The sequence below is a fragment of the Vibrio sp. 10N genome (assembly GCF_036245475.1).
GTDB lineage: Bacteria > Pseudomonadota > Gammaproteobacteria > Enterobacterales > Vibrionaceae > Vibrio.
In genome coordinates, this window is the sequence record NZ_BTPM01000001.1 from 2,713,695 (window position 1) to 2,734,280 (window position 20,586).

19 protein-coding genes are annotated in these 20,586 nt (G+C 46.7%); 10 read left to right on the forward strand and 9 right to left on the reverse strand.

The genetic code is table 11. The features are described from left to right. The first annotated feature begins 96 nt into the window (after positions 1-96). The 3 genes from lipB (at position 97) to AAA946_RS12675 (ending at position 2,210) form a co-directional block, all read left to right on the forward strand. A complete protein-coding gene (gene lipB, locus AAA946_RS12665) occupies positions 97-738 on the forward strand; it encodes a lipoyl(octanoyl) transferase LipB (RefSeq protein ID WP_338165172.1) in 642 nt (213 codons plus the stop codon). 4 nt (positions 739-742) lie between these two features. After that, positions 743-1,708 carry a lipoyl synthase gene (lipA, locus tag AAA946_RS12670; RefSeq protein ID WP_338165173.1) on the forward strand — a complete coding sequence of 322 codons (966 nt, stop codon included), beginning with the start codon at positions 743-745 and terminating at the stop codon, positions 1,706-1,708. A 172-nt stretch (positions 1,709-1,880) separates the two neighbouring features. Beyond that, the gene (locus AAA946_RS12675; RefSeq protein ID WP_338165174.1) at positions 1,881-2,210 is read left to right on the forward strand and encodes a hypothetical protein; all 330 of its coding nucleotides are present in this window, start codon (positions 1,881-1,883) and stop codon (positions 2,208-2,210) included. Between the two features lie 83 nt (positions 2,211-2,293). Here AAA946_RS12675 and glyA read toward each other — a convergent pair whose 3' ends face one another. After that, positions 2,294-3,544, reverse strand: coding sequence for a serine hydroxymethyltransferase (gene glyA / locus AAA946_RS12680; RefSeq protein ID WP_042496689.1), 1,251 nt, complete (start codon positions 3,542-3,544; stop codon positions 2,294-2,296). A 348-nt stretch (positions 3,545-3,892) separates the two neighbouring features. On the opposite strand from glyA, the gene AAA946_RS12685 reads away from it, so the two are divergent. Continuing rightward, complete coding sequence (locus AAA946_RS12685; protein ID WP_338165175.1) at positions 3,893-4,492, forward strand: YitT family protein; 600 nt, start codon at positions 3,893-3,895, stop codon at positions 4,490-4,492. A gap of 106 nt (positions 4,493-4,598) precedes the next feature. Here AAA946_RS12685 and AAA946_RS12690 read toward each other — a convergent pair whose 3' ends face one another. The 6 genes from AAA946_RS12690 to gmhB all read right to left on the reverse strand — a co-directional run bounded on the left by AAA946_RS12690 (position 4,599) and on the right by gmhB (position 11,467). Further along, positions 4,599-6,035: an IS1182 family transposase gene (locus tag AAA946_RS12690; protein ID WP_338165176.1), complete on the reverse strand. Its 1,437-nt coding sequence runs from the start codon at positions 6,033-6,035 to the stop codon at positions 4,599-4,601. Between the two features lie 99 nt (positions 6,036-6,134). After that, positions 6,135-7,817 carry an alpha,alpha-phosphotrehalase gene (gene treC, locus AAA946_RS12695; protein WP_338165177.1) on the reverse strand — a complete coding sequence of 561 codons (1,683 nt, stop codon included), beginning with the start codon at positions 7,815-7,817 and terminating at the stop codon, positions 6,135-6,137. An 81-nt stretch (positions 7,818-7,898) separates the two neighbouring features. Next, positions 7,899-9,323: a PTS trehalose transporter subunit IIBC gene (gene treB / locus AAA946_RS12700; RefSeq protein ID WP_338165178.1), complete on the reverse strand. Its 1,425-nt coding sequence runs from the start codon at positions 9,321-9,323 to the stop codon at positions 7,899-7,901. A 239-nt stretch (positions 9,324-9,562) separates the two neighbouring features. Beyond that, a complete protein-coding gene (gene treR, locus AAA946_RS12705; protein WP_338165179.1) occupies positions 9,563-10,507 on the reverse strand; it encodes a trehalose operon repressor TreR in 945 nt (314 codons plus the stop codon). A 15-nt stretch (positions 10,508-10,522) separates the two neighbouring features. After that, entirely contained in the window at positions 10,523-10,891 is a 369-nt protein-coding gene (locus AAA946_RS12710) for an MliC family protein (protein WP_338165180.1), read from the reverse strand. A gap of 24 nt (positions 10,892-10,915) precedes the next feature. Beyond that, positions 10,916-11,467 carry a D-glycero-beta-D-manno-heptose 1,7-bisphosphate 7-phosphatase gene (gene gmhB, locus AAA946_RS12715; protein WP_338165181.1) on the reverse strand — a complete coding sequence of 184 codons (552 nt, stop codon included), beginning with the start codon at positions 11,465-11,467 and terminating at the stop codon, positions 10,916-10,918. 199 nt (positions 11,468-11,666) lie between these two features. Here gmhB and metN point away from each other — a divergent pair, with 199 nt between their 5' ends. The 3 genes from metN to AAA946_RS12730 are packed head-to-tail and all read left to right on the forward strand — an operon-like array spanning position 11,667 to position 14,212. After that, complete coding sequence (metN, locus tag AAA946_RS12720) at positions 11,667-12,701, forward strand: methionine ABC transporter ATP-binding protein MetN (protein WP_338165182.1); 1,035 nt, start codon at positions 11,667-11,669, stop codon at positions 12,699-12,701. Then, a complete protein-coding gene (locus AAA946_RS12725; protein ID WP_338165183.1) occupies positions 12,691-13,368 on the forward strand; it encodes a methionine ABC transporter permease in 678 nt (225 codons plus the stop codon). Before metN ends, AAA946_RS12725 begins: the two co-directional genes overlap by 11 nt. A gap of 34 nt (positions 13,369-13,402) precedes the next feature. Next, on the forward strand, positions 13,403-14,212 hold the full coding sequence (locus AAA946_RS12730) for a MetQ/NlpA family lipoprotein (RefSeq protein ID WP_338165184.1): 810 nt from the start codon (positions 13,403-13,405) through the stop codon (positions 14,210-14,212). Between the two features lie 82 nt (positions 14,213-14,294). Here AAA946_RS12730 and AAA946_RS12735 read toward each other — a convergent pair whose 3' ends face one another. Together AAA946_RS12735 and syd are read right to left on the reverse strand one after the other, a co-directional pair. Next, entirely contained in the window at positions 14,295-15,071 is a 777-nt protein-coding gene (locus tag AAA946_RS12735) for a Zn-ribbon-containing protein (RefSeq protein WP_338165185.1), read from the reverse strand. A 2-nt stretch (positions 15,072-15,073) separates the two neighbouring features. Beyond that, entirely contained in the window at positions 15,074-15,619 is a 546-nt protein-coding gene (syd, locus tag AAA946_RS12740; RefSeq protein ID WP_338165186.1) for a SecY-interacting protein, read from the reverse strand. Between the two features lie 110 nt (positions 15,620-15,729). Here syd and queF point away from each other — a divergent pair, with 110 nt between their 5' ends. The 3 genes from queF (at position 15,730) to AAA946_RS12755 (ending at position 20,555) form a co-directional block, all read left to right on the forward strand. Further along, positions 15,730-16,575 (forward strand): NADPH-dependent 7-cyano-7-deazaguanine reductase QueF, encoded by an 846-nt coding sequence (gene queF, locus AAA946_RS12745; protein WP_338165187.1) that lies wholly within the window; start codon positions 15,730-15,732, stop codon positions 16,573-16,575. Positions 16,576-16,600: 25 nt separating this feature from the next. Beyond that, positions 16,601-18,883: a tetratricopeptide repeat protein gene (locus AAA946_RS12750; RefSeq protein ID WP_338165188.1), complete on the forward strand. Its 2,283-nt coding sequence runs from the start codon at positions 16,601-16,603 to the stop codon at positions 18,881-18,883. Between the two features lie 103 nt (positions 18,884-18,986). Then, positions 18,987-20,555, forward strand: a complete 1,569-nt coding sequence (locus AAA946_RS12755; RefSeq protein WP_338165189.1) for a GGDEF domain-containing protein — start codon at positions 18,987-18,989, stop codon at positions 20,553-20,555. The last annotated feature ends 31 nt before the right edge of the window (positions 20,556-20,586 follow it).

Consider the following 20,586-nt stretch of genomic DNA (forward strand, 5'->3'; position numbering starts at 1 on the left):
TCACGCAATAGTTAAGAATTCGTTATTTATTGGTAGTTCAAAACCATCAACATGTTTATAATGCGAATACTTTATTAAGTGGCAGCGAGGTGACTGGTGGAAAATCAGCTAGTTGTAAGAAAGCTTGGACGAAAAGACTATGAACCAGTCTGGAAAGCCATGCATGATTTCACTGACAATCGAACCCAAGACACACGAGACGAAGTGTGGTTAGTGGAACACAACCCAGTCTTTACCCAGGGACAGGCTGGTAAAGAAGAGCACCTACTTAACACAGGTGACATCCCAGTCGTCCAAAGTGACCGAGGTGGTCAAGTGACCTATCATGGTCCGGGTCAGCTTGTCGCTTACTTTCTCATCAATTTGCGTCGTAAAAAGCTCGGCGTTCGCGAGCTGGTTACACACATCGAAAACCTCGTTATCAAGACACTTAACGCGTATGATATTGAGTCAGCGGCACGACCGGATGCCCCTGGAGTGTATGTCGATGGCAAAAAAGTCTGCTCCCTTGGTCTGCGTATCCGCAAAGGGTGCTCATTCCACGGACTGGCGCTAAATATTAATATGGATCTCTCCCCTTTCCTTCGTATCAACCCTTGTGGCTATGCAGGAATGGAAATGGTTCAAGTGAGCCAACTGGGCGGTCCCAAAGAGGTCTCGACTGTCGAAGACCAAATGATCAAAGCACTATTAGAAATACTTGATTACGAGCAAGTAGAATTCAGCGAAGAAGCATAAGACGATGAGCAAACCTATCCAAATGGAAAAAGGCGTCAAGTACCGTGACGCTGACAAGATGGCACTGATTCCCGTAAAGAACATGCCTACCGAGCAAAAACAGATCCTTCGTAAACCAGAATGGATGAAGATTAAGCTGCCAGCAGACAGCCAGCGTATTCAAGACATTAAGTCTGCTATGCGCAAAAACGATCTTCACTCGGTCTGTGAAGAAGCCTCATGCCCTAACCTAGCTGAGTGTTTTAATCACGGTACTGCCACCTTTATGATCCTTGGTGCTATCTGTACTCGTCGTTGCCCTTTCTGCGACGTAGCTCATGGCCGTCCTAATGCACCTGAAGCAGGCGAACCGCAAAAGCTTGCTCAAACCATCAAAGATATGAAGCTTAAGTATGTTGTGGTGACTTCTGTTGACCGTGACGACTTGCGTGATGGTGGTGCTCAACATTTTGCTGACTGTAATCGTGAAATCCGCGCACTTAACCCAGAGATCCGCATCGAGACCTTGGTACCTGATTTCCGTGGCCGTATGGATGTAGCGCTTGAAGCACTGAAAGATAACCCGCCAGACGTGTTTAACCACAACCTAGAGACAGCGCCTCGCTTATATCGTAAAGCGCGTCCAGGTGCGAACTATAAGTGGTCGCTGCAACTTCTTCAGAAGTTTAAAGAGATGCACCCTGACGTACCGACTAAGTCTGGCTTGATGATGGGCCTTGGTGAAACCAAAGAAGAGATTGTTGAAGTACTTAAAGATCTTCGTGCTCACGGCGTCACCATGCTTACACTTGGTCAATACCTAGCGCCTAGTCGTCACCACTTGCCAGTAGAACGTTACGTGCCGCCATCAGAGTTTGATGAGCTAAAAGAGATCGCCCTTGAGCTTGGCTTTACCCATGCAGCCTGCGGTCCATTTGTTCGCTCGTCTTACCATGCAGACCTACAAGCCAAAGGCGAAGAAGTGAAATAGCATTACTTTTTGGAAGTAACATTGCCTTTTTCGAGACATAAAACACGGATTCGCTATTGAAGCAATTCGTGTTTTTTTTGAGAAAAATCTGCAACATGACAATCTCATACTCGCATTTTTGCTATTTTTAGGTAGGCTTAAAGAAAAAGTTTCACCCAATCAAGGACGTAACATGAAGTTATTGAAAATTGGTTTGCCTATTCTCGCGTCAACTGTGATTGCAGGCTGTGCGCAGAACACTCAACAAGACAACTATTTAGAAGCGTCATTCGAGCTATGTAACACTGAAGTGAATCTATACTCGGTTAGCGACGATGGTCGCGTTCGTATCGTTTGTAAGGACGGTGCTAAGTTCGCACTGAACAGCGAGAAGACATTAGATATCATGCGTGATATCAACATTGACTACTGTAATGGCGAAGGCTTGGGTCAGTTTAGTGAGAGCCGCAAGTATTACTCATTCCGATGCAAGTCAGGCACCTTGCTTAATATCAATAAGTAATACTCCCTGCGACCTAAAGTTTCAGGTACTAAAAAAGCGAGCCTTCAGCTCGCTTTTTTTCTTTGCGTTAAAGCAATAGAGAATTACGCGTAAACAGGTAGACGCTTACAAATCTCTAGTACTTTCGCTTTCGTTGCTTCAATTACTGACGCATCGTTGATGTTATCTAGAACATCACACATCCAGTTAGCAAGCTCAGTTGCGTCTGCTTCAGTGAAGCCACGACGAGTAATCGCAGGTGAACCAACACGGATACCAGACGTTACGAATGGGCTGCGTGGGTCATTAGGTACTGAGTTCTTGTTCACAGTGATGTTTGCTGCGCCAAGAGCGGCATCCGCTTCTTTACCAGTGATGTCTTTGTCGATTAGGTCAACAAGGAACAGGTGGTTTTCAGTGCCGTTAGAGACGATCTTGTAACCGCGCTCTTGGAACTGTGCAACCATCGCTTTTGCATTCTTAACAACGCGCGCTTGGTACTCTTTAAACTCTGGCTCCATGGCTTCTTTGAATGCCACTGCTTTACCAGCGATAACGTGCATTAGAGGACCACCCTGACCACCAGGGAATACAGCAGAGTTCAGTTTCTTGTACATGTCTTCGCCTGCATTAGACAGGATAAGACCACCGCGAGGACCCGCTAGTGTTTTGTGCGTTGTTGTTGTAACTACGTGAGCGTGTGGAACTGGCGTTGGGTAAACACCTGCAGCGATCAGACCCGCCACGTGCGCCATATCAACGAATAGATAAGCATCAACCTTGTCTGCGATTTCACGCATGCGAGCCCAATCCACGATTTGGCTGTATGCAGAGAAACCACCGATGATCATCTTAGGCTTGTGCTCAACAGCAAGCTGTTCCATCTCATCGTAGTTGATTTGACCCGCTTCATCGATACCGTAAGGAATCACGTTGTAGTGCTTACCAGAGAAGTTTACTGGAGAACCGTGAGTCAGGTGACCACCGTGCGCTAGGCTCATACCTAGAACTGTATCGCCTGGGTTAAGTAGCGCCATGTATACTGCGCTGTTTGCTTGAGAACCAGAGTGCGGCTGAACGTTCGCGTACTCACAACCAAATAGCTCACAAGCACGATCAATCGCTAGTGCTTCCGCTTTATCAACATACTCACAGCCACCGTAGTAGCGCTTACCTGGGTAGCCTTCAGCATATTTGTTAGTTAGCTGAGAGCCTTGCGCTTCCATTACGCGAGGGCTGGTGTAGTTTTCCGAAGCGATAAGCTCAATGTGCTCTTCTTGACGTAGTGTCTCTTCTTGAATTGCTGCAAATAGCTCCGCATCGTAATCAGCGATGTTCATATCACGCTTAAGCATCTGTATCTCCTGACTCAGATTGTTCTGAAAGTTTCAAAAAAACCACACAATGACCAAAAGCAAACGTTTTCGTCACCACATTTGATGACTCGCATGATACATAATTTGATCTAGGTCATAAAGAGAAAATTGGAAATTTCTCATGCAGTTTTTTCATAGTGAACCTTAGGCTTCATCATATCCGCCGATAAATCGGCGCTATCACGGGCACTAAGTGTCAATAATTCCATTTACACAGTGTAAAAATTGAATTACATAGGTTTACCGTAAATTTCCCCTTCAAGCTACCGAAAACATCAACTTTTCAATAATATTGCGCCGTTTATTGATTAGAAGAATTTTAAGTTGATGCAAAAACACTCACTCAAAGAAGACTGGATAGCGATTCTTACTGGCACCTTTATCGTCGCTCAGGGGATATTCTTTCTTCAGTCGGCTCAACTATTGACTGGCGGTACTACAGGTCTCGCCCTTCTTATGAGTCAGTTTGTACCGATTTCTTTCGGTACGCTTTATTTCGCCCTAAACAGCCCGTTTTACCTACTTGCTTGGAAACGCTTCGGTAAACGCTTTGCGGCCAGCAGCGCCATCTCCGGTGCCTTAGTGTCTATTATTACGGACAACATGCATCGAGTGGTCACGTTGGATAACGTCAATACTATCTACTGCGCGATCGCCGGCGGCTTATTGATGGGACTAGGTATGCTGATTCTCTTCAGACACCGCTCAAGCCTCGGTGGCTTTAACGTGTTGTGTCTGTTTATTCAGGACAAGTTTGGAATATCGGTTGGTAAAACTCAGATGGCGATTGATTGTGCCATTCTTGTTGCATCGTTCTTCTTTGTATCGCCGTCAATTATCGCGATTTCGATTCTAGGCGCGGTGATGCTGAATTTGGTGCTGGCGATGAATCATAAGCCAACACGGTATGTGGTGACTTACGGATAAAATAAGAAAGGCCCCTTTTGGGGCCTCAGATTGCTGACGAACCCCGCTTTTTCAAGCGGGGTTCTTTTTTCGGAGCGGCCGTAGGCCGCGATCGCGATATTTTTTGTTAGATAGCGTTCTGAAGTGAGTAAGGCTTAAATCGGCATACAGAGGCCAGTATTTGACTTATTTCTGTCTTATTTAGGCCCATTTTTCGCAGATAGCTCACCACCAACGCTATCTTCTTGATGTTTTGAGCGGCAGCGGCTAACCAACATTGCATTTGCACTTTTGCGAGACCGCGGTAGCGCGCGTAACGGTGGCCATGGTGTTGTTTTGCATCGGCGAAGCTTCGTTCTACTGTTTCACTTCGCCTCCGATACGTCTTCTTTCCGTAGCTAGAGAGTCGCATTTGATTGGCTCGCTCCACCGCCTCACTATAAAGGTGACGCGTTATGACCTTCTGCATATTTTCACTCTTAGTACAGTCGTCCCGAACGGGGCAAAACGCACATTGTTTCGGGTCTGAAGCGTATGAGCGATAGCCTGCGCGTGTTGTGGTTTTATAGATAAGTTCTTGCCCTTCTGGACAGCGATAGGTATCGGTCTCTTTTTGGTATTTGAAGTCTTTCTTCTTAAATTTGTTCTTAGTTCTTGATGGGCGGCGATACCCGAACACACCTAATATACTGCGGCGCTCGAGTGATTCAGCAACAGGCGCAGTGAAGTAACCTGCATCGATACCAACTGCGATAGGATTGAGGTTGAACTGCTCTAGTGTGTGATCGAGACGACGGATATAGGGCTGTGAGTCATTCACATTCCCCGGTGTTGCGTATGTGTCTACGATGATACCGTGCTTACCATCCACGGTTCGGTGGTCAAGATAGAAGAAGCCTTGAGGCTTATTGTCTCGTGTCATAAAGCCACTTTCAGGGTCGGTGGTGCTGACTTTAGTGTTTTTGACGTCTGTCTTTGGTGGCGTCTCTTTGAATGGATTTTTACCTTCAGATTCTCGGTCTGCAGCCACATCTTCATTCAGCATATCAAGATAAGCGCCTGCACTAACTGGACGCAGACGATTCATGTGCTTGTTCTTGTTAGCATTGGCTTTAAGGTGTGTACTGTCAGTGAAGAGCTCCTGTCCTGCGACTAAGCCTTTCTCCATCGCTTGAAGCACTATGTTGTTGAAGATGCGCTCAAAGACGTCAGTACCATTGAAGCGTCGAATTCGGTTCTGGCTTAACGTCGAAGCATGGATAACTTTTTCGGTCAGTGACATTCGTAAGAACCAACGATAGGCGACGTTTACTTCAATTTCTTTGACCAGTTGGCGCTCACTTTTGATGCCGAATAGGTAGCCAAGCAAAATGATTTTGAATAAGCGAACAGGGTCTACAGGCGGTCGGCCATTGTCTTTGCAGTATAGATGCGCCACTTCGTCTCTGATGAACTCGAAGTCGATAGCATTATCAATTTTACGAACGAGATGATTTTGTGGAACAAGCTGTTCCATGGTCACCATTTCGAGTTCGTATTGCTGAGGAGAAGGTTCTTGAAGCATATCGGAGTATCCATATTTCGATACTCCCATTAGATCAAAGGTCTAGCTCGAAAGCTAGACCTTTGTCAGCAGTCTGAGGCCCCTTTTGGGGCCTTATCTTTACTTTTTAATCAGTACCGCTAGGGTTTCATAACTCATCAATGTCATGCTACCGTTCAGAGTCACTTCCTCTTCTCGGTTGAGATTGCTAAGCACCACACGGCCAGCAAAGCCATTGAGCTGCTGGGGCACCTCAATACTTGTTTCTTCACCGTAATAGTTGTTCAAGCAAAGCAACATCGCATCCTCAGTTTCACGCAAGTAACCGTGCACTTGAGGATGTTCTGGGAACAGATCCACATAACTGCCTTCACGAATAACAGGCAGCTGTTTACGCAGCTCAATCAACTCCTTATAGAAGTAAAACACCGATTGCTCGTCTTTGACGGCGGCTTCAGCATTGATTTCTGGGTAGTTATCAGCCACACCAATCCAAGGAGTCCCTTGAGTAAAACCAGCATGCTCGCTGCCATTCCACTGCATTGGCGTGCGAGAGTTATCGCGAGATTTCTGTCTTAGGATAGCCATCATATCGTCATGAGAGGTATCGCCTTGCTCCACCATCAGCTGATACATGTTAAGGCTTTCTACGTCGCGATACTGGCTCATATCCGTGAAGCCCGGATTAGTCATACCGATCTCTTCACCTTGATAGATGTATGGCGTCCCTTGCATCAGATGGACAGACGCTGCCAGCATTTTTGCCGACTCGGTTCGATATTGCTCATCGTTACCAAGGCGGCTGACCACGCGCGGCTGGTCGTGGTTACACCAGAACAGTGCGCCCCAGCCTTTGCCATTTAAGCCTGTCTGCCAGTGGTTGAAGATCTGCTTGAGCTGCAAGAAGTCAAAGTCTGCTTTCGTCCACTTTTCACCGTTCGGATAATCGACTTTTAGGTGATGGAAGTTGAACACCATCGAGAGCTCTTTACCATCCAGTGAGCTGTACTGCTGGCAATGCTCTAGCGTCGTTGAAGACATTTCACCAACGGTTACCGAGCCATACTTCTGGAATACCGCTTCGCTGATCTCCTGTAAATACTCATGAACGCGTGGACCGTCGGTGTAAAAGCGGCGACCATCACCAATGTCATCATCAGCAAAGTCTTGCTGTTTTGAGATAAGGTTGATCACATCCAGCCTAAAGCCATCCACGCCTTTCTGCGCCCAGAACTCAATCACCTGTTTTACTTCTTCGCGAACTTGCGGGTTTTCCCAATTTAGGTCGGCTTGCTCTTTGGCAAATAGGTGCAAGTAGTATTCATTGGTGGCTTCATCAAGTGCCCATGCAGAGCCCCCAAACTTCGACTGCCAGTTATTTGGTACTTGTCCGTCATGGTTCGGTTTCCAGATATAGTAGTCGCGATAAGGACTTTGTTTATCACCCAGCGCCGATTGGAACCATCGGTGCTCTGTCGAGGTATGGTTAACGACAATGTCCATGATGATACGAATACCTTTCTGATGAGCTGTAGCGAGTAGCTCATCGAAATCCTGCATGGTGCCAAAGTCTGGGTTAATGGCGTAGTAATCTGAAATATCGTAGCCATTATCAATCATTGGTGAGGCATAAACAGGTGTTAGCCAGATAGCATCCACACCAAGATCGGATAGATAGTCGAGTTTTGAGGTAATACCTTTGATGTCCCCCATTCCTTTATCACCACTATCACAAAAACTCTTTGGATAGATTTGATAAATCGTGGCGGTTTTCCACCAGTCTTTTTGAGCTGTTTGACTCATAGGTTTAATCTCACTTACCAATTTGGAAATTCGTCAAAATAAAAAGCAAAGAAGTGGCTCAAGATGAGCCACTAATGGGGGTTACGCGCTCGCAAGCTCAAGCTCACCTTTTGATTGAGCGCGTTTGTACAGGAACAAGGTTAGTAGGATAGGCACAGCCATCGCGACTAGCATCGCCATCAGATACACCATCCAGTATTGAGGCTGAATCGACAGGATGCCCGGTAGCCCCCCCACACCGATACCGTTCGCCATCACGCCAGCACTGCCACAGATAGCCGCCGCAATAGCACTACCGATCATCGCGCTGAGCATTGGGAATTTGTATTTCAGGTTGATGCCGTACATCGCCGGTTCCGTCACACCAAGGTAAGCAGAGATAGCAGCGGGGACAGAGATGTCACGCTCACCCTCACGTTTACTGATAATGATGATGCCAACAACCGCTGATGCTTGAGCGATATTAGACAGTGCAATCAAAGGCCAGATTGGCGTGCCGCCAAGGTCTTGCATCAATTGAAGGTCAACCGCATTGGTTGTGTGGTGGATACCAGTAATAACCAGCGGTGCGTACAAGAAGCCAAACACCATAGAACCCAGTACTGCAAAATCCCCTGTCATCGCCGCTTTAGCCGCAAACGCAACACCATCACCTAGCACGCGACCAAACGGACCGATGAAGGCGTGAGCAAGAATGACTGACAGAATGATTGAAACGAATGGCACCACAACCAGATACAAGTAACTAGGGACAATGCGCTTCAAGTTGGTTTCAATTAATGCCAATGCAACACCTGCGAGCATCGCTGGGATCACCTGAGCCTGATAGCCCACCTTCTCAATAACAAACAGTCCGAAGTCCCAAACTTCTGGTACTTCTTTACCTATCAGATAAGCGTTCATCAACTGAGGCGACACCAAGGTCACACCGAGCGTGATACCAAGAATCGGCGTACCACCGAGTTTTTTCACCGTCGACCAACACACGCCGACAGGTAGGAAGAAGAAGATAGCTTCACCGATAAGCCATAGGAACGAATGCACCGTCGCCCAAAACTGACTGATTTCCACTAGGGTTTTGCCATCGAACATACGAATGTCGCCGATAACGTTGCGGAAACCAAGAATCAAACCACCTGTGATAATCGCTGGTAAAAGGGGAACAAAAATTTCGGCTAAGTGCGAGATACCACGTTCTAGAAAGTTCATATTCTGGCGTGCAGCCAGCTTAGCATCATCTTTAGATGCCGCTTTCTTACCGGCTGAGTCAATCAACATTTTGTAGACTTCGTCGACTTCAGTACCGATCACGACTTGGAACTGACCGGCATTGGTAAAGCAACCTTTAACGATTTTGAGGTTTTCAAGAGCCGATTTATCGGCTTTATCGGTATCGTTAAGAACGAATCTTAAGCGAGTTAAACAGTGGCTAACACTGGCAATGTTGTCAGCACCGCCAACACCGTCGATGATCGCTGCAATGTCTTGCTGGGCTATTTTGCTCATCGTTTGTACACCTTTTACTGATATAGAGACGTAGGGTTATGACGTCTAGGTCCATTTGTCTCGTTGTATTAATAGTATCGCAACATGCGAATGGGAACATTCCCAAGGAATAGGTAAAGTGTGCCACGGAATAGCTCAGACAAAAATGGGAACAGTCCCATTAATTGAGAGTGATCACAATAATTGTCGATAAATGCGCCAAGTTGATTAAGGGAAGTTGAGTTAAGAAGAAGCTGTTATTACACAGCTTCTTGAGTGATATGAGAGATGCTATTGTCGCCTGTTAATTGACTAATCAATAGGTTAGCTGCTTTTTCACCAGCTTGCTGGTAGCCAGGATCAATACTGTAGATGTTAGGAAACAAGAAAGACAGCAGTTCATTGCCGCCGACACCTGTAACAACAATATCTTCTCGGCCAAGCTCTTGCAGGCGCTTTATCGTTCCCAGTGCTAACGTATCGCTGGCACAAACAATGGCTTGCAATGATTCAGTGACCACTTCATCCACCAGCTCGTAGGCGCTTTCATGATGAAGCTCCCCTGTTCGGTAGACCGCGCTGCGTTCATTGTCGGCACACCAACACTGAAAGGCGTTTAGGCGTGCAAGACCGGTCGTTTTATCTTTAGGATCCACACCAATATAGGCCAGTTCACTGATGCCTTGCGCTTTGAGTTTATCGAGTACCGCGCAAATCAAACCTTGGTTGTCATAATTGATTGAAGAGACTTGATCAGTGTCCATGGCAATCACAACAACCTTCTCTTGCCACACGGCTACCTTATCGAGATCGAGCTCGGTAAAGCCAAACACAATCACACCTTCAACATTACGCTTTCGCAGTACGCTGAGATGTTCATTGGTTTTATCGGGGTCGAATTGGCTTTCCATGATCACGACGTCATAACCAGCCGAATAAAGCACATTGAGCATGCTGCTCACCGCTTTATTTTCAGACGGAGAATCCAAGCGAGAGATAATGACACCGATTACCTTTTGAACCCCACCACCTCGCATAGATTGTGCGGATTTAGACGGCACATAGCCGTGCTCAGCAATCACGCGTTCGACTTTGTCACGAGTTTCGGGTTTGACTTTAGGGTCATTCGTCAGCACTCGAGAGACGGTAGATTTACCGACTCCCGACAGCTTGGCAATATCAAGTATGGTGAGTTTTTTGCTCATGGGTGTCTAAAAGGTTCAATATCCGTTTTTTGGTACGCTTCGCGTGGTCATGATACAGCTTTTATCGGTTTCACCAGCAATGGTAAGCATACCTTCTCTACCCTTACTAAACAGCTCAACCTCAGACTCTGCTTGAGATTGACCATCAAGTGAATACTTCACACCTGAAGCAGAAGGGACACGGTGTAGATGGTATTCTTCGCCATCAATCAGCAGCAAGACTTGCTCACTCGATAACTGAGTCACCTGAAAGCTTTGGTTGTCACACTGATACTGGAGGACATGATAAGGGTTGTCAGGTTCCAACTGCTCCGAGCTACTGCATGCCGTCAAACTGCCCACAACCATAGCAGTAACCAATCCATTTTTAACCAATGCACTCATAATGACTCCTTTAGGGTCAACCGATTACTTAGTTAAGTATTGCGGCACATCGCGAATACTATCAAGTACCACAGTTGCGACAGACTCGCCTCGCTCAGTCACCGGTTTACCGGTACGAACTAAGATCTTGGTGCCCACACCAGCAGCCTCTGCCGCCATCATGTCTTCCGCTTTGTCGCCGACCATGACCGATTTTTCCATATCAATCTTTAGAAAGTCTCGCGCAGAAATGAACATACCCGGCTTTGGCTTACGGCAATTACAATCTTGCTTGTAGTCACCCACACCGTGCTCTGGGTGGTGTGGACAATAATAGAAGCCGTCAAACTCAACACCATTATCGGAGAAGTTCCAGTCCATCCACTGTGTTAAAGAAAGGAAACGGTCTTCAGAGAACATGCCGCGAGCAATGCCTGATTGGTTCGTGACCAGCACCAGCATATAACCCATGTCCTGCAGTTTTTTCGTCGCTTCAAAGACGCCTTCGATGTACTCAAAGTCGTGTTCGTCGCTTACATACCCATGATCGACATTGATGACACCATCACGATCCAAAAAAACAGCTGGTTTTGCCACAGTTCACTCTCTTGTTATAGATAGGGGCTAATGAACTGAATTATTACACGCTTTTATGGTCACGGCACTATGAAAATGCCGTTTAGACGTCTAGACGTAAAAATATCTATTGACACTAAAAGGTGAAAACCATAGCATCTTCTATCAATTGAGATGTAGTTCAAACTTTTATGCTACTCACGGACTTCAGGTTGCTTAGATGATCGAAATTAATCAAGTAAACAAAGTGTTTTATCAAGGCGCAAAGGAAATCAACGCCTTGTCAGACATTAATCTGCATATTGCAGAAGGCACTATCTTTGGTGTGATTGGCGCCTCTGGTGCCGGTAAAAGTACACTGATTCGCTGCGTCAACATGCTAGAAGCACCGACTTCCGGTGAAGTTATCGTTGATGGTGTCGATCTTACTAAGCTGTCTAAATCAGAACTTTCAGAAGCACGCCGCAACATTGGTATGATTTTCCAGCACTTTAACTTGCTTTCATCTCGCACCGTGTTTGAAAACGTAGCGCTGCCGCTAGAGCTGGCAGGTAAAGAGCGTTCACACATCGAATCTAAAGTGACGGAACTTCTTAAGCTCGTGGGTCTCGCGGATAAGCGCGATACCTACCCTGCGAACCTCAGCGGCGGTCAAAAACAGCGAGTGGCGATTGCTCGTGCCCTATCGTCGGATCCAAAGGTACTGCTTTGTGATGAAGCGACCAGCGCACTGGATCCAGCTACGACCCAATCCATTCTCGAACTGCTTAAAGAGATCAACCGCAAGCTTAAAATCACTATGCTGCTGATTACTCACGAAATGGATGTCGTCAAAAGCATCTGTCATGAAGTCGCTATCATTGGTGACGGTCACTTAGTTGAGAAAGGCACTGTGGGCGAAATCTTCGCTCACCCGAAAACGGAGCTTGCACACGAATTCATTCGCTCAACACTAGATCTGTCGATTCCAGAAGACTATCAGGCAAGACTGCAAGCTGAGCGTGTGGAAGGCAGCTACCCTCTCGTTCGCCTCGAGTTCACGGGCGCAACCGTAGACGCTCCACTAATGACGCAAATAGCTCGCAAATACAATATTGATGTCAGCATCTTAAGCTCCGATCTTGATTACGCCGGCGGTGTAAAATTCGGCATGATGGTGGCTGAGCTATTTGGCAATGAACAAGACGATAACGCGGCGATTCAATATCTTCGTGACCACAATGTAAAAGTAGAGGTACTTGGTTATGTCCTTTAACACTGTCACTGACTGGTTATCTCTAAACAGTAATCTACTATTAGGGGCAACATGGGAAACCCTATACATGGTTGCGATCGCCGGTGTGGTTGGCTTCGCTATTGGTATTCCATTGGGTGTGATACTGCACACCACTAAAAAAGGTGGCTTGCTAGAAAACACCCGCTTAAACAGCGTGCTGGGTGCAATAGTCAACGTCGGCCGTTCGGTCCCTTTCTTAGTGTTAATGGTGGCGATCATTCCACTAACCAAGATTTTGATTGGTACTTTCATCGGCACCACCGCGGCCATCGTTCCGTTGACTGTTGGCGCTATCCCGTTTGTGGCGCGTCTTATTGAAAGCTCACTACTTGAAGTGCCAACTGGTCTGGTGGAAGCCGCACAATCAATGGGCGCAACACCTTACCAAATCATTACTAAGGTACTGCTTCCAGAAGCATTACCTACGATTATCAATTCGGTGACAATCACACTAGTGACACTAGTAAGCTACTCAGCCATGGCGGGTACCGTCGGTGGTGGCGGTCTAGGTGACGTAGCCATTCGCTATGGTTTCCACCGATACGATGTGACCATTATGGCTGTGACTGTAGTGATGCTCATCGTACTGGTACAAATTATTCAGTCTATCGGTGACGCCGTTGTGCGCCGTGTAGACCACAGATAATTGAGATTTAAAGATTTATAACAAGGAGAGAGTCATGAAATTCAACGTTAAGAATTTACTCGCAATCGCAGCCGCTGCATCAGCACTTATTCTATCGGGCTGTGGCGAAAAAGAAGCTGACACCAGCAAAATCAAAGTCGGTGTGATGGCAGGTGCAGAAGCACAAGTGGCAGAAGTCGCTGCTAAGATTGCAAAAGAGCAGTACGACCTAGACGTTGAGCTAGTCACATTTACTGACTACGTCACACCAAATGCAGCGCTCGATGATGGCTCTATCGACATCAACGCATTCCAGCACAAGCCATACCTTGATCAACAAGTCGCTGACCGTAACTACAAACTGACGATTGCTGGTAACACCTTTGTTTACCCAATCGCTGGCTACTCTAAGCAAGTGAAATCTGTAGACGAGATCCAAGATGGCGCTCGTATCGCAGTACCTAATGATCCAACTAACCTAGGTCGTTCACTTCTGCTACTTGAGCAGCAAGGTCTGATCACTCTTCGTGAAGGCGTAGGTCTGCTTGCGACGGTTCGTGACATCGTTGAAAATCCAAAGAGCGTCACTATTGTTGAACTCGATGCAGCACAACTACCTCGCTCTCTAGATGACGTAGCGCTATCTATCATCAACACCACTTACGCGAGCTCAATCGATCTAACACCTCAACGTGATGGCATATTTGTTGAAGACAAAGAGTCTCCATACGTAAACCTAATCGTTGCGCGTGAAGACAATGTGAATGCAGAAAACGTTCAGAACTTTGTTAAAGCGTACCAAACAGAAGATGTGTACAACGCAGCCTCTGATATCTTCAAAGGTGGCGTCGTTAAAGGCTGGTAATCTCACCACCTTTGCAGCAAGCATCAAAAAGGGGTTGAAGCTAAGCTTCAACCCCTTTTGTATTTTCAACCGATAACTCTGATTACTTTAGGTGATCCCAAGAAATATTGGAGACAATTCGGCAAGAATCGCACTTAAAGTAAAAGATGTCGTGTAGCGGCTCATCAAGCAACCATTCTCCACCACATTTCGGGCACTTACGTGCTTTTTCTTCCTCAAGACTCTTACCGCCTACCTTGTACAAATAGTAGTACGTTGGGATTTGGGTAATGTACTCGATACGACCACGAATATCCCAGCCACGGCGGAACAGGTCACTGCCTACCTCAGACAGCTCTCGCAGCGCGGCGTGCTCTGCTTTACAGCCACCCGCCATCTGGATTTCATCGCACGCCTGCCACTCGGTTTGCCATTTTATCACCGACTTGTGATCGCCATTGAGTGTTGGCGGGTTACGGTACAGCGGGATCGGCAATAAGGTTTCACCACTTCGAAGCGGTGAACAGGTGTGCACATAGGTGGTGTACAGCACTTGCCAGCTCGGCGTTTCATCTTCTGCTGCTTGCTCTGAGTTGATATCACGACCTAGCAAACGCATCTTAGGTGCGAGTAAACATGAGTCCGAGAGACGCTTTAAACACACTTTAACGAAATCGGAGTGGTTACTCGGATGCAAGCTGTCTTGCTCAGGGCATACCGCGCGTACAAAAAATTCACCGTCGCCCATCACAACCGGAAACTCGCGTCCTAGCACTTGGCCGTTATAGCGCAACGCGTCCATCAGGCCGTTAATGCCTTTCTCTACCGCGCTAATCGTCGTGTTATCAAAACACTCAAACTGAAGTTCTACCACATACATAATTAAACGTCCGGCTCCAGGCCATATAGGAAAGTCTCGATATCCTCAGCAACCACATCGCGGCGGTCGGTACCCAGACGTTCAAGAATCACGTTGCCAGTGATGTTACAGATAGAAATCACATCCATATCGGCATCGGTCGCTGCGATAAACACCGTTGGCTTAAGCTTCAGGCGGCGCTGCGTCACCAGATGACCCAAAATGTTCTCTTGCAAACGCGTAAAATCGTCATCACTCCACACCTGCAGTAACGTTAACTCATTGCCTTGCCATGTCGCATTCATGTCTGCACTGTACTGATGACCGTAAAAAGCTTTGATATCATCGTGTAGCGTTAGCTCAATCCCTTGCTCAATATTTTCCAAACGCTCAGGGACATTACGGACACAAGCGCGCCAATATACCGTTTCGTCATCTTTACGGTCGATACAAGGGGACACTAAGCCATGCAGTTCCTCACTGGCAGGTAGTGTTTGATGCTTATCTTGCCAAGCTTGTTGATAGCGCTGTGAAAACGCCTCAAGAGCCTGCTGTACACTTTGATTCATATACTCTCCACTCATCCTTCAATTGTTCGGCGATTTCCGAGCACAAAGGATGACAGCTATTCGGGGATCTCGTAAAATTCGTTTTATTCTAATCGAAATGTCACACAATTATGAGCAAATATTCCAACGCGAAAGAGCTTTCGGGACTCACTCTGGGTCAAAAGACCGATTATGCCAACCAGTATGACGCATCCCTTTTGCAACCTGTACCACGAAGCCTAAACCGCAACGATCTTGAGCTCGGTGATAGCTTACCATTCCAAGGCTGTGATATTTGGACAATGTATGAGATCTCTTGGCTCAATGCTAATGGCTTGCCACAAATCGCCGTTGGTGAAGCTTATATTCCCGCGACCAGTACGAACCTGATCGAATCTAAGTCATTTAAACTGTACCTCAACAGCTACAACCAAACGCGATTTGATTCATGGGATGAGGTGCAAAGCACTATCGCCAGTGACCTATCACATTGCGCAGGTGAAACCGTCACAGTGAAACTTATTCCTGTGGGCGACTTTGAGAACAGCCAAATCGTCGGCATGAAGGGCGAGTGCATCGACAACCAAGACATTCGCATCGATAGCTACGACTTTGACGCGGCACTGCTTGAAGATGCTGCGGGAAATGAAGTGGTCGAAGAAGCACTACACAGCCACTTGCTAAAATCCAACTGCCTTATCACCAATCAGCCGGATTGGGGCAGTGTTGAAATCCAATACCGCGGTGCGAAAATCAACAGTGAAGCCCTACTGCGTTACCTTGTTTCATTCCGTGAACACAATGAATTCCACGAGCAATGTGTTGAACGTATCTTCACTGACATCATGAGTTACTGTAAGCCAACTGAGCTAACCGTTTATGCTCGCTACACACGTCGAGGCGGTTTGGATATCAACCCATATCGTTCAAACCAGCACAGCGCGCCTTCTCACAATTTGCGCATGGCAAGACAATAAGCACACTCGTAAAATGGAAAACGTCATGGGCTCTAAAATTTGGACAGTATTGGCACTACTTTGCTCTCTCTATGCCGGGGTAGTTCACGCCAACACCTCCTTTACGTCTCCCATATTGTTGGAAGCGGACAAGTTGGTGAACATTGAGCCAGCAAAGTCACTGGAAATTGCCAATAGATACCTGACCGACCGCACGTTTGCGGAGCCCAATGATGATCGATTACCCAAACTGACTCGAGATGATACTGACCAACGTATTCGCACGCCGCTAAGCAGCGTCAATGCATTACTTATCATCGCTCAAGCTCAGTTCAATCTTGGTGATAGCCAAGCCGCCCTACAAAGCTTATTGCTGGCCGAATCGATGACCGAAAAGTACCAGTTACTATTTTTGGCGCTGGACGTACGAATTTTAAAAGCAAGACTGCAGTGGCTTACCACCCATGAAGCCAGCAAGGCGTTAGAGACATTAGAACAAGTTGAGCGTGACCTCGACGCAATTCGTAAAGGTCAAAACATTGCTAATCGCACCAGCTATCGGATCAAGATTTTACAAGCTCAAATCGCCTCTGCAGAGAACGATTTTGAGCTTGCCAATGAGCTGTTTCAAAAGGCATTGACCTACATTCCACAAAGTAAGCTGTCAAAGTGGCAAATCGACTTTCATACCACGTTTGGTAAACACTACTTGCATCACCGCCGATACAATGAAGCCCTCTCTGAGTTACTGCTCGCCTACTGGTCAGCGATTGAACTCAATAGTAGCGATCAATTGGCGAACATTAACCAACAGTTAGCGCAGCTATTCATGCAGCGCCAAGTTCTCGACAAAGCACTGGAGCACTTATCGCAAGCGGCTGACTTTTATGGCTCTTACCCAGAGTCTCCCATCCTAGCTGACGTGCTAAAACAAATGGGGGATGTGTACTACCTGCAAGGCAAATACAACCTCGCACTGGTGCACTACTTTAATGTTATCGACCAAAAGAAGACCGATGAGAACATCAAAAAGGTGATTGATGTTCGCCTTAGTCTCGCGTCTACCTATTTGCAGCTCTACAACTACCCGCTAGCTGAGCAATATTTGGCGCGTGCCGAAAAACTGCTTCGCTATGCTGACCTACCGGAATTAGAAACCAAAGCTGCGCTTCTGGATGCTGGCCTTGGCTACTTCCAGCAAAACAACAAACAAGTCATAGAACAAGCGAAAAGAGCACTGACATTAAGTCAATCGCTGGCCATGAGCCAATCACTTGAACAGGCTTCCTTAGAACAGCAAGCCTACCAGTTGCTTGCACTGGGCTATGAACAGAGAGGCGACTTTAAACGCGCGCTAAGCAACACCAAAAAAGCCAATTCACTGCGCATTTATCAGCAAGATCAACTCAACCAAATCAGTGAAGAAGCCTTTCGTAAACAAAGACAATTTGTCGAACAGGGTCTTCACTATGAAATCCAGGAGCAAGAGCTATCTGACGCACTTGAGAAACAAAATAAATTTCAAAAAGTGGCTCTTGGCTTATTCTGCTTAGCCTCAATATTGGCTTTGATGGTACTGCGCCTCAGCTATACCAGTCGACGCAACAAACATGAGGTGGAGCAGCTCAATGAGAATCTGTTTACTCATGCGCGTTCGGGGTTACCGAACCTGCGTCTACTCAATGCCAACCTGCCTAATTCTCTGCAACGCACTCAGCGTTACTTTGAGCAATGGCAAGTAGGAGAGCTGATCAACGAACCTTTAAGTGATCGCCTGCGCTTTGTGATGATTGACGTACCGTTTCTTCGCAACATGTACCTACAAAATGGTTACGAAGCTGGCCTTAAATTGGAGCGTGCATTCGGTGAATATATTCGCTCGAAGATCGAAACGCCTGCTCGCATCTATCATTTTTCCGATGCCAACTTGCTGTACATCGAACCTAGCATCAAACCGCGTACCGCAGAAAGTTTGTTTGATGAGATTCAAAGCTGGATTAACGAGTTTGAGCAAGAGCGTAACATCAACCGTATCGTGCGTGTGGGCATGGCCAATTACCCTTTCCTACCACGCGCTTACACCGCTATTAATGACAAAGAACTCCTCGATATTCTGTTGGTGGCTACGCACATGGCACGTGAAGTCAGCATGCGTGAAAGCCAAAGTCATTGGGTCTACCTGAAAGCCATTGATAATGCTCCTGCAGCAAGTCTCGCGACCGACAATGTTCGACAAGCCTGCCGCACAGCGATAAAACAGGGGCTAATAAAAGTTCACTCTTCTTCCCAGAATGAGGACGGGTTCAAAAAATCGTTGATGAGTGAGTAAAAAAGCCGCACTTGAACACTGAATAACGTGACGTTGTGATGTTTTTTGATATTATCGATCAATACATCAATAAGATACCCATCTGGTTTGTTTTAAAGGATTTATGAGCTCACAGGACAGCGAGACATTAGATCATCTCCACCAGCTTAAAGTGCAGGTGGAGCAACTACGTGTAGCTCATCGCGATGCTTCGCTTAAGTCACGTCGTGAACAAGCCATCCTGAAACGTTTCATTTCGACTCTCAGTAATACACATATTGGCGCCCACTCGCGCATTGACGATAAACTGATTGAACTCCGCCAAGAATTAGAGCATAACAAGGACATTAGTGCTTTGGTGCCCAAGTTTGCCATCTTGGAGCGTCTTATCGGTCAAAGGTCGGCAACGATGGAAAAACAACAACTATCACTGGAAGAGCAGACGCGTCGCAGCGGTGAAACGTTGCAGCGCATTGGTGGCTTGCCCGCTCAAATCAAACGCGACTTACGTAATGTCCTTGCATACAGTGATAAAAGCTCTCTCAAGCTGACCGACAATGCAGTAAAACTGCTGGCTATCTATGAACGCGCCACCAAAATCATTACTTCCAACTCAGCATTGCTACCAAAGGAAGCGGAACCATCTGAAAATGGCGGCCTGCTGCAAAGCCTTAATGAAGAACTGCAAAATCTCATTACTGAGCTCGATTTCGACGGTGAACCTGGTGAACAACTATTTGAAATCCGTTATAAGCTTTTAACGGATGCATCATCCAATCAACTGCTCGAACACACCTTACAGGTGCTGCGACTGGTCATCGATGCCACCAAATATGAACGCCGTACTTCGCAGCAGTTTCTTGAGCAAGTCAATGGTTCTCTCTCTTCTTCATTGAAGAACAACACGCAAAACCTCGACCAAAGCCAAATCTATTTTGAACAGCGCCAGAACATGAGTAAGGAGCTGCACAATTTAGTTTCAAGTGGCAAACGCGGTATTGCTTCGGTGCAGGACTTAGAGGAAGCAAAACGCGCTATGACACCACTGTTTGCGCAGCTTGCGTCTCTGACCGAACGTCTACAGCACGCAGAAGTGAGAGAAGCGGCACTACTAGAGCAAATGGCACACAACAAAAACCAGCTCGAAGCGCTGTACGATACCACTCAGGACTACCGTCGCCGCTTAGAAGATCAGTCACAGCGTATGCTGCTTGACCCTCTGACGAAGGTCTACAATCGCACTGCTCTGCTGGATAAACTGGAAATCGAATACCGCCGCTGGCTCAAAAACCAACACCCTCTTTGGGTCGTCGTGTTCGATATTGATAAGTTCAAAACTATCAACCACAACTTTGGTTACAGTGCTGGTGATAAGGCACTGAAAATCATAGCTAAAACCATAGCTAACTCGGTAGATAAAACCGATACCGTTGCTCGCTTCTCTGGTGAAGAGTTTATATTGATCATGCCAGAACAGAACGAAGCGACCAGCTTGGCCAAAGTCCGAGAAATACAGAAAAAAATCAGCAAGTTGCCATTTAAGTTCCGCGACCAGTTAATCACTATCACCTTAACAGCAACCAGCGCCCTGTTTAGTCAAAACGATGTACCTGAAGATGTGCTCGAGCGCCTGCACAAAACCCTTTCTCACACCCAAAAGCTCGGTCCAAACCAATTGGCTTGGAACCCATAATCTCACCATATTTTTCAAATAGTTATAGAAA